Origin of the sequence: Bacillus arachidis (assembly GCF_030285945.1) — a bacterium.
Lineage (GTDB): Bacteria > Bacillota > Bacilli > Bacillales > Bacillaceae_G > Bacillus_A > Bacillus_A arachidis.
This window is the reverse complement of sequence record NZ_CP127376.1, coordinates 2,111,373-2,122,988: the sequence shown is the minus strand read 5'-3', so window position 1 is coordinate 2,122,988 and position 11,616 is coordinate 2,111,373. Positions and strand designations below refer to the sequence as shown.

18 protein-coding genes, 2 pseudogenes and 1 other annotated feature (1 of these 21 cut by a window edge) are annotated in these 11,616 nt (G+C 30.6%); of the genes and pseudogenes, 4 read left to right on the top strand and 16 right to left on the bottom strand.

The genetic code is table 11. From position 1 onward, the window contains the following. Nucleotides 1-212: a binding site (T-box leader), on the bottom strand (it extends 38 nt beyond the left edge of the window). A 302-nt stretch (nucleotides 213-514) separates the two neighbouring features. After that, nucleotides 515-652 carry a hypothetical protein gene (locus QRY57_RS12385; RefSeq protein WP_286017587.1) on the top strand — a complete coding sequence of 46 codons (138 nt, stop codon included), beginning with the start codon at nucleotides 515-517 and terminating at the stop codon, nucleotides 650-652. A 116-nt stretch (nucleotides 653-768) separates the two neighbouring features. Here QRY57_RS12385 and QRY57_RS12380 read toward each other — a convergent pair whose 3' ends face one another. The 12 genes and pseudogenes from QRY57_RS12380 to QRY57_RS12325 form a co-directional block, all read right to left on the bottom strand. Beyond that, the gene (locus tag QRY57_RS12380) at nucleotides 769-1,197 is read right to left on the bottom strand and encodes an SMI1/KNR4 family protein (RefSeq protein WP_286017586.1); all 429 of its coding nucleotides are present in this window, start codon (nucleotides 1,195-1,197) and stop codon (nucleotides 769-771) included. Nucleotides 1,198-1,492: 295 nt separating this feature from the next. Beyond that, a complete protein-coding gene (locus QRY57_RS12375) occupies nucleotides 1,493-1,804 on the bottom strand; it encodes a hypothetical protein (RefSeq protein WP_286017585.1) in 312 nt (103 codons plus the stop codon). A 189-nt stretch (nucleotides 1,805-1,993) separates the two neighbouring features. Further along, nucleotides 1,994-2,317 (bottom strand): hypothetical protein, encoded by a 324-nt coding sequence (locus QRY57_RS12370; RefSeq protein WP_286017584.1) that lies wholly within the window; start codon nucleotides 2,315-2,317, stop codon nucleotides 1,994-1,996. Nucleotides 2,318-2,403: 86 nt separating this feature from the next. Then, nucleotides 2,404-2,778 (bottom strand): hypothetical protein, encoded by a 375-nt coding sequence (locus tag QRY57_RS12365; RefSeq protein ID WP_286017583.1) that lies wholly within the window; start codon nucleotides 2,776-2,778, stop codon nucleotides 2,404-2,406. A gap of 402 nt (nucleotides 2,779-3,180) precedes the next feature. Continuing rightward, entirely contained in the window at nucleotides 3,181-3,726 is a 546-nt protein-coding gene (locus tag QRY57_RS12360) for a pre-toxin TG domain-containing protein (RefSeq protein ID WP_286017582.1), read from the bottom strand. Between the two features lie 350 nt (nucleotides 3,727-4,076). Next, entirely contained in the window at nucleotides 4,077-4,598 is a 522-nt protein-coding gene (locus QRY57_RS12355; protein WP_286017581.1) for a hypothetical protein, read from the bottom strand. 109 nt (nucleotides 4,599-4,707) lie between these two features. Continuing rightward, nucleotides 4,708-4,970, bottom strand: a pseudogene (locus QRY57_RS12350) (DUF6985 domain-containing protein); the annotation flags it as partial. Nucleotides 4,971-5,195: 225 nt separating this feature from the next. Beyond that, complete coding sequence (locus QRY57_RS12345) at nucleotides 5,196-5,681, bottom strand: DUF2247 family protein (protein WP_286017580.1); 486 nt, start codon at nucleotides 5,679-5,681, stop codon at nucleotides 5,196-5,198. A 342-nt stretch (nucleotides 5,682-6,023) separates the two neighbouring features. Continuing rightward, the gene (locus tag QRY57_RS12340) at nucleotides 6,024-6,455 is read right to left on the bottom strand and encodes a deaminase domain-containing protein (protein WP_286017579.1); all 432 of its coding nucleotides are present in this window, start codon (nucleotides 6,453-6,455) and stop codon (nucleotides 6,024-6,026) included. 20 nt (nucleotides 6,456-6,475) lie between these two features. Then, a complete protein-coding gene (locus QRY57_RS12335; RefSeq protein WP_286017578.1) occupies nucleotides 6,476-7,501 on the bottom strand; it encodes an ADP-ribosylglycohydrolase family protein in 1,026 nt (341 codons plus the stop codon). 9 nt (nucleotides 7,502-7,510) lie between these two features. Beyond that, nucleotides 7,511-7,657, bottom strand: a complete 147-nt coding sequence (locus QRY57_RS12330) for a hypothetical protein (RefSeq protein ID WP_286017577.1) — start codon at nucleotides 7,655-7,657, stop codon at nucleotides 7,511-7,513. 40 nt (nucleotides 7,658-7,697) lie between these two features. Continuing rightward, nucleotides 7,698-8,207 (bottom strand): hypothetical protein, encoded by a 510-nt coding sequence (locus tag QRY57_RS12325; protein ID WP_286017576.1) that lies wholly within the window; start codon nucleotides 8,205-8,207, stop codon nucleotides 7,698-7,700. Nucleotides 8,208-8,540: 333 nt separating this feature from the next. Here QRY57_RS12325 and QRY57_RS12320 point away from each other — a divergent pair, with 333 nt between their 5' ends. The 3 genes from QRY57_RS12320 (at nucleotide 8,541) to QRY57_RS12310 (ending at nucleotide 9,928) form a co-directional block, all read left to right on the top strand. Further along, a complete protein-coding gene (locus tag QRY57_RS12320) occupies nucleotides 8,541-8,846 on the top strand; it encodes a hypothetical protein (RefSeq protein ID WP_286017575.1) in 306 nt (101 codons plus the stop codon). A 152-nt stretch (nucleotides 8,847-8,998) separates the two neighbouring features. Beyond that, the gene (locus QRY57_RS12315; RefSeq protein WP_090689047.1) at nucleotides 8,999-9,256 is read left to right on the top strand and encodes a hypothetical protein; all 258 of its coding nucleotides are present in this window, start codon (nucleotides 8,999-9,001) and stop codon (nucleotides 9,254-9,256) included. A gap of 198 nt (nucleotides 9,257-9,454) precedes the next feature. After that, nucleotides 9,455-9,928 carry an SMI1/KNR4 family protein gene (locus tag QRY57_RS12310; protein ID WP_286017574.1) on the top strand — a complete coding sequence of 158 codons (474 nt, stop codon included), beginning with the start codon at nucleotides 9,455-9,457 and terminating at the stop codon, nucleotides 9,926-9,928. 124 nt (nucleotides 9,929-10,052) lie between these two features. On the opposite strand, the gene QRY57_RS27155 is transcribed toward QRY57_RS12310, so the two are convergent. From QRY57_RS27155 to QRY57_RS12295, 4 genes and pseudogenes are all read right to left on the bottom strand, one after another. Continuing rightward, nucleotides 10,053-10,130: a hypothetical protein gene (locus QRY57_RS27155; RefSeq protein WP_432804086.1), complete on the bottom strand. Its 78-nt coding sequence runs from the start codon at nucleotides 10,128-10,130 to the stop codon at nucleotides 10,053-10,055. Nucleotides 10,131-10,158: 28 nt separating this feature from the next. Then, nucleotides 10,159-10,707 (bottom strand): suppressor of fused domain protein, encoded by a 549-nt coding sequence (locus tag QRY57_RS12305; RefSeq protein ID WP_286017573.1) that lies wholly within the window; start codon nucleotides 10,705-10,707, stop codon nucleotides 10,159-10,161. Nucleotides 10,708-11,077: 370 nt separating this feature from the next. Beyond that, the gene (locus QRY57_RS12300) at nucleotides 11,078-11,293 is read right to left on the bottom strand and encodes a hypothetical protein (protein ID WP_286017572.1); all 216 of its coding nucleotides are present in this window, start codon (nucleotides 11,291-11,293) and stop codon (nucleotides 11,078-11,080) included. After that, nucleotides 11,284-11,436, bottom strand: a pseudogene (locus QRY57_RS12295) (FAD-dependent oxidoreductase); the annotation flags it as partial. The gene QRY57_RS12300 and the pseudogene QRY57_RS12295, both read right to left, overlap by 10 nt. Between the last annotated feature and the right edge of the window lie 180 nt (nucleotides 11,437-11,616).

Here is an 11,616-nt window from a genome sequence, read left to right as displayed (position 1 = left end):
TCTCATTGATTCCATTATGAATCCACCTTAGCAGTAATCGTTTGATTACAAACCTGTTATCGAAGGTTAACCGTTAAGATTTACTAAGAATTAGACTTCTGTTCCACCTTACTGCTCCTAGGCGAGTTCAGGATGTTATTTGACTATGTCACACCAACCCATAGCTCTCTGTACAAACACATGACCTTACTACTCCTATTCAACGCAATCTAATATTCTGAATATAAGTTCTTTTGAAATTACTACGAATTATATCGATTATATTTACGACTGTCAAGCAAGATATTTATTTTTTTGTCGAAAAAGAGATTTTTTTATAGGTAAACTGCACGTAAAGCTCTATCTACTTCCCAAATCTTATGTTTGGCCAAATCAACAAATATTTACAAGTATTAGTTATATGGATGCACTTAACATTGTTTAAAACTATCTAAGTTAACCTTTTGGGATAGTTTTTGGTCCTGTTTTATTATTTACCATTGTTATTTTAGATCTGTATATGATGGTGTCAGGTATGAAACACCTATTAGAAAAAGACAGTAATTATTCTGCAAACCCACTGCTCTTAAGTGTTTTATCAAAAGAAAAAAATCGAGAAGAAAAGGAAAATCCGTACCGATTCAAACAAATATTCACTGCGAAAGAATCATAACTATTCTAGCAAAAAGAACCTTCGATATTACCACGAAGGTTCTTTTTTAGAAGATACATGTATATTCTAAATTCATATGTATTCCCTTTACTTTTTTCTATTACTTTATTAGATTTTTAATCATCATGTAATCCATCTAATAGCTCTGAAAATGTATGACAAATAATCTCTATAGCTGCTTCTCCTTCTTCCTCATGATCCCAAAATACAATTGTTGGTGATAGTTTATCCGCACGATAGTCAAAACATATTAGATTTCCGAAAGGATCTTTCGCAAAAGGAATGATCCCCTCTATCTCAGGCTGTATTGGATCGTAAAACATCCCTATATTCATTTCTTCACTTGTAAAACTTAATAAATCATTTATTACACCTTCTCCCCCAGTTACAAATTCAAAAGTATTTGGCTCTGGATATCCGCCATTATATTTTTTAACACATTCTTTATAATCGTTTGGAAAGTTTACTCCAAACGATTTCTCTACTTTATTTATTATTTGTTCATCTACTATTTCTTCTGAAAATAACCACTTGATTTCTCTCAAAATATACCTCATTCCCTTTCTTTAATTGATAATCTTTCATTGTTTTCCTAATTTAATCAAATAAAGCTTAATTAACTATGAATAAATAATGAGTCATGAAAATATCCAAAAACATTCATGTTATATGAATTTAGATCTTTTAATTTGTTCTAATTCTGCACTATAGTAATCTTTATTTAACAAAATATGATTCATTCTAACGAAAAACATTTATTTAATTGGGGTTCCATATAAACTCTCCTACACTTTCTACCATACTCACCATCAAAGGAAACATTAAATGTTTCGAAATAAATTATTCTTTTACTAAATAGCTTTCAGCTATATCAATATCATGAGTCAAATCTAATTCCGGAAACGTTTTATCTAGAGTCCTCAAACAAGTAATAAATTGAGGACTCTGTAAAATTTCAGATATATCCTCAAATACTTCGCTAATCCAATACAAGTCCTCTTTACCACACTGTTTTAAATATTGAATAGTTTCACTTTCATTTTCAGACAAAGTATCAGTTATTTTTTTCCAACATTCTTGAATTCCATAATCATCATTTAATGCCTTGATTTTTCTTTCTTTCAATATTGACTTCATTTTATTTTTAAGCATTTTTTCCTCCTATGGTTGTTTAGTTGCATCAGGAAATCATCCATTTTTCGAATCGAATTTTAACTTTGATTCATAGTTACTCTTTGGAGTTTCACGAAGCTCTCTAAACCCTTTCCCTCCACAACTATATCTATATACCTGCTGCAGAGAAAGACTGCTTTCTAATACTATTCAAACTGCATTATCGAACTATCTATCTTGAAGTGTTTTTTCTTCATCAACTAATCTTCTAATATTATTTATACACTCCATTAAATTTATTTTTAATGAATTTAAATCGCTACATATCCTTTTTTCAACAGGGTCATCCCAATCGGAATTTTGTGTAACATATAATAAAAATGTTTTCAAACCTCCGTGCCAACCTATGTCAATTGCATAATTAAATGGATACTTCACTAAAAGCATATCATCTGTCAATAAATCACTTTCTTCATCAAATCCTTCTAAAACCCTTCGGTCAAAACCATCATAAGCTACTTCACCTGGTCTAAAATCAATACTTTCAAACATAGTATTCAACTCCCACTTAGTTAATTTTTCATCTACATTTCTATCCCCTCAGAATCTAGCAAAATAAGCAATTACAATTATAAATTTTAATATTTTATTCCTTGGTTATATCCACCTTTACATGGTAGTTCATTTTCAAAATCACATGAGGCAACTACTTGATAACCCTCTTTCCACAAAAACACAAGTAATTTTCTGATTTCTTTTTTATAATCGCTGCTTTTATTATAATCAGATGTATCAATATCTAAAAAATATGGAAAGTAAAGAAAGCCATCTGGAAATTCTTTCGATTTTTCTTCATCAAATTCTTTATTTTTTATAACATCAACACTGAAATAATCATCTTCTATAGAAAAAAATTTATCATGTTCCAAATGTAAACAAAAAGAAATTTTTTCAGTTAACTCTTTAATTGATTGAATAGTATTTATAAAAACTTTACAATATAAATCTTCCAACCTATATTCCTCCTTATTTAATAGGTATATATGGTGGGTTATCAAATTTTCCACGCTCTAAAATTATAAATACATCAGCTTCTATCCCTAATAGATTTTCTATTTCTTTTCAGAGTCCTATCAATTTAGCTTCACCCGCTTGAATTTTTCCACGCTCTAAAGCATGAAGCATGGTTCTTTCTTTTACAGAACCTGGATTTGGAGTTCCAAAATATTTTTTTACAAGTCCTTCAAATTGCTCTTTACTTACACGGACACCTATATCAATATCTGATGTTAATTTTGTATTTCCTCCTACTCTACTACCTTGTACAAAAATGTCATCACTTATGTTTCCTAATTCACTCTTTAATAAGTTACTGATATTGGAAAACTGTTCTTCTGTTAATCCCTGAGGAATTTTTAAACCGTTAGCTCCATTACCAACATCCTTCTCACCACTACCAACACCCTCTCCCCAGTATCCTTCATATACTGATACGCATCTTTCAGCAGGTTCTTTCCTCCACTAGGAATCTTGCCTGCACCTTCCATTACAGGAGAAGGGCCTCCACCAAATTTCGGCACATACTCTCCCAAATTTTTCATAGCATAACGGAATGCCTTAACTGCTTCTAGAAAATCATTTTTAACTTTTGTTTTTCCTTTATTCCATATGTCCCCTATTTTATTACTTAGTCCTTTTGCTTTTGATGCCAAGAAAGATACGCCTTCCTGTAGCTTACTTGATACTTTCTTCGCTCTATCAAGAAGTACTTTTCCGCCATACTTAATTGCTTTTCCAGCAACACTGAAGACTTTGCCATCTGGAATAACATTCAAAAGCGTCCAACCTGCCGCGATAAGCCTTTCTTTTGTGGATAGCTCTTTTCTTGTGCGTGGGTCTGTACCTGTAACTGCTCTGATCACATTACGTGCAAGTATTATTAAAATCAAAATCTCTATCATTCAAAAGGTAACAGATAGACTGAAACAAATAGCATTTGTCGATTTAAGTTTGATGACATAAAAAACTGGAAGATTCATTATATCTTCCAGTTCAAATAGCATAGCTAAATTCTCCAATGAATAAAACCTTAAAACAAATCAATAACTGCTTCGCTTTTCTTACATCACTGTTGGCTTACTCTATTAGACATATTCTTTTGTAAGTATCCAAGGAGCTTATAAAATAGCCATAACTTTAAACTTCCATAAACCACTTCTAGCATACTATGCCCACCGTTTACTTTAACATTCTATCTTGTTCTTTTTTTAAATTTTTTCACCCTTATAATTTAGCAAAATAGATAATTTCCCTAACTATATTTATTTTCAACTTGTTCTATTAGATATTCTAATTTTAATACCTCAGAATGATCCTCATCATTTAATTGCTTTAAATCCTTTACATACTTCTTAGATTCTTTCAACAACTCTTGTTTGAAATCTTTTAAAGGTATAACTTTGTCTTTCCAATATGGATAGGTTACATTAGTTAATGGACCAACTTCAACTGCACAGCTTCCTATTGGTTTATCTGCATCTGCTTCACTTATCAATAATCTTTCGTTATCATATTTTTTTATTTCTATCCAACTTCTAGGTGTTTCAATATCACTTAAATAAACTACATTGTGCTCTTTCAAAAGAATTATTACCTCTAGTAAATAACTGAAATTCCAAAAAACAGAAGATGAAAAGTCTATTACTTCCTCATTATCAATATACATTCCATAACTTTCATCATCTACAATAAGTCGAAAGTATCCATCTTCTCCCTTTAAATCATCACTTATATCCAACATATTTCTTAAAATTTTATATCGAATTTGAAACATATTTTACCTTCTTTCTTTTTTCAGTCCTCTCAACCTTTTAAAAGCATCAAAAATATAGCCAAAAATATGTTTCATTAATCTTTCTCTATCCAATCCTTTTAACAGTTTCTCAAATCACAACATCCTGATATCCTACTTCAATTACTTTTTCATTTAATAAACGAAGTCCTAGTCCATTCTCTCTATCCCATGTACTATCAAAGATTCTTCTGATATCTCGACCTTCAAAAGAACATGCATATAGAACGACAATTCCAACTACATCTATTTTTTAAGCATTCGGTCTTTTATTTCAATTAAAGGGTAATTTTCATTAAAATCAATATCATAACCTAAGTAACGTCTCTTTTGTTTGTAATAATCTAAAATCGATTATAGAAAACTGTGTGTTCAAACTGTCTAGATAAGTTCTCCAACGTATAACACGATAAAACAGGTCAACAGTCTCTTCATTTTTCTAACATCACTGTTAATTTATTTTATTTGGTATGTTTTTTTGTCAGTGCACAAGGAACTCACAAAAGGTCAATGACTTTTTATATCCCTGAACTGCTTCTAACTTATCATGTACCTTTAAAATCTAACCAAATAGTCAAATTAATTTTTTAGATACTTCCTTTCTTCTTCAAGAAATGTTTTAAAGTTCTCTAATAAACTCTCTTGAGTAGAAAATTCTTTTTGATGCATATAATTTATGAGAGATACCATATCTTCTGGATACCCAAAAGAATCATAAAAACTAGCTATTTTATTTAATAATTCACGTTTGTCATTTGTATTACCTCTCACTTTAGATAAATAGACATACCTTAATTTTCTATATTCTCTTTGCCACTCTGGATTATCTTTTTCAAAATCAGGAAAAAACTGTTTTTTTATCTCTGACATTAAATTAAATATGTTGTCTTCAGATACATCCCAAGCTAAATCATTAATTAGGGGGCTTTCTTCTCCTTTTTCCAATAATTCAATTGCGTAATCAGTCAAAACTGAGATATTAAAAAATCGCTCTTCTATACCTATGTATATTGTTTTCCAATTATAGTTAATATCCTCTTTTTTTAAATCTTTTAAATTCAGCATTATTTTCCACCCTATTTTTTTGGAATTTGATTTGGTGTTCCATTAAAAAAATCATTATAATCTTCAATTGTTAATTCATTAAGTTCTTCACAACCAAATCCTCCCATACTTTTCACCTACTTTGTGCATATACTTAATTTAATATTAGGAGATTTTCTCGAAATTCCAAAATAACATTGTTACAGAAGTTACAATCTATAAAATTTTAACCCTTCGTGCACTTATACTATTATAACGTGCCTGCTCATATCTACCCTAATACGTAAAAAAGCACTTGTTGCCTTTGGTAAACAAGTGCTTTAAATTCATGTATTTTTTAGTTTGTATATAACCAATTTATACTTACAATATGATACTAAATAACTTTATTTTACCTTTTGTCTCAGTATTATTTCCAAATTTGTTAGCAATATCATTTAGAATTTTATACTCAGTATCAGACTCTCTTGGGTACTCAATTCCATTCTTATCTGCTGCTATTGAAGCTTTTAGAGTTGTGTTATTAAGCTTTAATATAATATCTGCCACTCTTTCCTCTAACACACCACTTAATTCATTTATACTACTTTGAGCATAAAATTCTTTCCTATTTAGCCCCATGACATCTACTTCTGCTAAAGCAAAGTTCCCAGACTTTTTATATCCATTAGTTAATTTCCCTCTTAGCTCTTTCACTCTAACAATTATATGTGCTTCTGCTACTGGATCAATTTGTTTTGTAGGATATACTTTACCTGTCCTTCTATCCAACCCCCTCTCCCCAGTATCTTTCATAAATTGATACACATCATCTTTCAGAGACTGCCATATTCCTCAATAATCGCTTTGTCTGCACAATATTTATTGAATCTATTTATCAATTCATCAATATCTTGTTTTCTTACTATTTGCCCTAACCATTCTTCTGGAATTTCATCCATTTTATAGTACATACCTGCTAAAGTTCCTGTTATTGCAGCTATAGTATCTGTATCTTCCCCTAAATTTACCGCTTTTAAAACAGCCTCTTTAAAGGTTGTTGAATTTCCAAAACACCAAATTGCAGCTTCTAAAGTATGTACTACATATCCATCCGACAATATTTCATTTTTAGGTAATCTAAAAAAATCATTTTCAAAAAGCCTTGAATAATGCTTTAGTTCTTCTTGATATTTATGACTTTTATCAAAATTTTTATCAAATAATCTCTTAACTACTTCTAAGGATTCTTGAGGAGTATTATTATGATAAAGTCTTACCAAACATTCAATATAAATAATAGAACCTACTATAGCACGAGGATGTGCATGAGTAATCTCGGTATATTTTTTTATCATTTCTACTTTTTTGATAAAATCAAACTCATTGTATAGTACAAAGGCTAGTGGTGCTATCCTCATTATAGCGCCATTTCCATTATCAAACTCAGCTTTGCCACCACATCTTTCTAATGGATACCCTTCCTCAAAACGAATAATAGCCTCATCTGTACTTCTTCCAATATCGAACATTTTTCCAAAAGGAGTCCAATACCCCTCCTCTTTATATTTAATAAATTTGTTCATTAAACAAAATATACTTTCTTCTTTTATTAAATTTTCCATTAAGCACAAAGTCAAAGAAGTATCATCTGACCATGTTCCAGGTGGTTGATTATAGGTTCCGTAGCCACTAACATTGTCTATGTAAAAAGTATCTCTTTTCCTAAATTCAACTGGAACACCTAATAGATCCCCAATAATCCCTCCATATATTGTGGGTAAAACTCTTTGTTGAATACTCAAACTAAGAAAAGACTTGTTATCATCTTCCCATCTATCTATCATTCTTCTACCAACCATTTCTGTCACCTACCCTAATAAATCTAAAACAAAATGTATTTTTCTAATACTATCAATACTTACACTCTTTATAACCATTTCTTTTCCTGAATTTAATAGTAATTCTACTTCACAAGGGAACTGACTAATTTTACGTACAAGCACCTTTAAAGACATTAATTCCCCAGTGACATTCTTTATAAGCATAATATATCTATTAATTTTCAACCTTTTTTATTAAAAACTCTAGCTTTAAGATATATGGGTGCGACTCGTCATTTAGTTCCTGCAAGTCTTGTGCATACATCTTAGATTTCTCTAACAATTCATTTCTGAAATCTTCCAATGGTACAGGTTTAGAATTCCAACTAGGATAAGTTATTCCAACTATATTACTACATTCGACTGCATGGCTTCCTTCTGGTTTATTTGCATAGGCTTTGCTAATAGAAATATAATCACTATTAGTTTTTTTTAGCTCAATCCAAACTTGTGGAGTTTCTATATCACTTATATACACTTGCTTTTCATTTTTTAGTAGTTCTGTTGCTTCTAAAAAATAATAAAACCACCAATATACTGATACAGAAAACACATCTAGTTCCTCTGAAAGTAATAATCCATAGTTTTCATTGTCCACTTGTATTTGAAAATAACCGTCTGCTCCTTTTAATTCATGATCATCATATATTTCATCAAAAAATACTTTATAACGTATAGAGAACAAAGCAGATTCCTCCTTATATATTCATACTTTTAACTGTTTGAACTGTAAAAGTTTGCTTACCATAAACAGCCCCCCAATTTTTTATCTATATATAAATAGATGTTAGCAAGTTCGTTTGCAAACTTGTTAGCACTTTTTTATGTTTTAAACCTTATTTTAATTTACATACATATATTTTTACTTTATTTATATATTTACGTATTTATCCTCTCGGTTCATAATGTTATCGGGGAGACCTTGGAACGCTCCTGATACAGAACCTATGTATCCGCTTGATGAACATTTTAAAATCCCTTTAGATAAAGCATTTGATTAATCAAGGAGTGTATTAGAATGGGAAGATATCCTGCAATTGTAATAACAAAAGAGCTAGATAATAGTGATTATGCCATTTATAGTTTTGGCCCTAGTATTGAAATGTGTAATGGATATCCAGAAATGTATGAAAGATGGCGTTTTAAGCTCTTAAAAGATAAACTTACTGTCGAAGAAGGTTTTGTTTTACTTGATGACATACCTAAAAAACATATTTCATTGTTCTATAAGTGTATCATTAAAATCCATAAACAAATTGAAAATGATGGTGGAATGAAAAATTTAAAAAATATTGATCTTCCAAATGACATTTCATTTGCTTAAATACTATATTACTTTATTTAGCTTAGCTTCAATATGTGGGAAGTAACTAAATTAAAACAACGTATAGAGAAGCACATGATGCCACTGTGAGATCTGGTAGACCATAGGATGTGCCCAAAATAGATAAAGAATAAATAAGGAGGTCTTTATATATGGCAGTATGTTTATTAATGACTAAAGAATTGGAAGATGAAGAAATTGTTGTTTATCAATACTACCCTTCTGAATCCCCCGATAAAATAGGAAAAATGTATTATAATAAAAAAGAACGAATGTTTTATGACTTAGAGCAAGCTCCAGTGGATTCAGAAACAATGAGAGGACATTATTTTAATTGTGCATGTACTAGGATTGTGCGATGTCTCAAAAGAAACGAAGACTTTCCTGATAGCATGGCATATGAAGCATAATTAAATGAACAAATATATACGCCAGTTCCTTGAAGTGCACCTCATTTGTTAAAACGCTATCTCTCTAAAACATAATTAGTATTTTCATATTCACTACCTCTTCTCTTTCCTATATAATTTTAAAATATTATTCATAGGTCGGATAGTCCGCCTAGAGAAATTCCTCTAGGAAGATAGATTAAAAAAGGGAGAAAAAATATGAGTAATTTTCATTTTCTAAAACAATATGTGATTTTACCTGGAACAGAAATATCTTCTGATGATAAACATGTATTTTATCCAACTGGAACAGACGAAATAAAATCAATCGAAAATGAATGGGGGAAAAAATTCCCAAGAGAGCTTAAGCAATTTTATAATGAGATAGGTTATGGTTTTGTATGTAAATCTATTGAATCGCGTTTTAATAGAATAATGGGACCTGGTAGTGTACTTGATTTTATTAATGGTGAAGACATTTATATGGATGATATTCGATTAGATGATTATACAGATGAAAATGAATTAGTATTTTATGAAGTATCAGAACTTTCTTGTTTAGTAATGAATTTAGATGAAGAAGATACAGATGGTTGTTGTCCGATTTACTATGAGGGAGATTTAATAGCGCATTCTCTTGAAGATTTTTCAAGAAAAATGAATAGAAATCCAAATTATTATCTTAAAAAGTAGTTATATGATAGCTTCAAAATAACTTTTTGATAAATATAATAAAGTAACACTTTCCTTGAAATAGCAACCAAAGACGATTCTTAGTTTGAATCGTCTTTGGTTATTTAATTTTTAATGTTCTCTTTCACATATACATATGCAATATAGCTACAGTGCATATTTGTTGATCCATTTTTCTAAATTCTTCAGGTGTGTATTGAATTTCTTCATAATTATCACAGAAAGCATATTTATACTAATTTTTTTCTCTTTACATTATATAAATCAAAACCTTCCCTTTGCCAAAACTGCTCCAGTCCTATCGTTTGATATAATTTAATCTCTTCACTATAGATTGGATACATACCAACTAAATGTATTGATCCCTCAGGTGTTTTGATTTCCGAGTATTCTTTACTTAGAATTGAAGGAGCAAAGACAAAGAACCCAACCATTTCAGATTCTTTTGAAATGGGAGTATCTAAAGTAAACAGTGAACCGTAAGAGAAATTTTTTTCTCCTTTAAATTGTGACGCAAAATACGCTGTTGCTAATCCCCAACTTTCATCTTGAGTCTCCAGTGTTAGAATAATTTCTGGTTTTCCGTTTTTCCAATTTGGATGGTTTGCTTCTGATAGTCCATAAGTAATAGATGTCATCATACCTTCTTCAGGTAAATCACGATAAAAAAACACATGAATTGGTGTATCTCCATTTTTAGTATTAATCTTTTTTATTACATCTGCTTCTCCAAACAACTCTTCTAATCTATCTATAAAAGCTTCGGCATTACTCTTCATAATTATCCTCCAATAAAATTATCTAGGTTATTTAAAATCTGCAATTGTTGCTCTTTAGTTAGTTTCTCAAAGCCTTCCATACTAGCAATTTTATCCACCGATACAATGTGGTTTGCTTCTAATTTTTTGGTTATAATTTCTCCTAGTGCAGAATCAGGTTTCCCTTCATATCATTAATATCTTTATTAACTAATTCTCTTAACTCCTCTGTTAGTGTTTGCTTACATAATTCGTCGTACAGCTCATCCGATATTCTTCTATCTCCATATCTAAGAGCTCCACTACCAAAAACCCTCTCCACAGTCTCTTTCGTATACTGATAAGCATCTTTCAGAAAGTGTGATCCTCCGCCTGTTAGTGAAAGAGAAGGTTATTCTCCAGGAATCCACTTATAATCCAGTAAGGCTTTAATCGCATGTTTTATCTGTTTATATGCTTGTACAAAGGCATTTTCAACTGTTGTTTTTCCTTTGTTTATCACTTCAATAAAAGATGTATTCCCATTGTCCCTAATTGTAGAATGGAATTTTTGATTTTCTAATGTCTCAGCAACTTGTTCTAATTTTTGTACATCAGTGATAGCCAAGGACAGACAATCCCCGCTGCAGCATCCGTTGCTTGCCCTAAATCTTGACGATCAACCAATGTAACTCGAGCTCCTGCTTTTGCAAGATGATAAGCAGTAGATGCTCCGAGAATTCCAGCCCCAACTACAATATACGTTTTCATTTCTAACACCTTTCCCTTTCCCTTTTCCTTTTTCATTCTTTCATACGTTCCAAAAATTTGATCTATAAATGATCAAACACACTTTTATCTTTAAGATAAATTTCTTTATTCAGTATACTGGAAGGGGATTTTTTCAACTATAACACTACTTTTATTACACAATAATCCGGCGTTATAGCA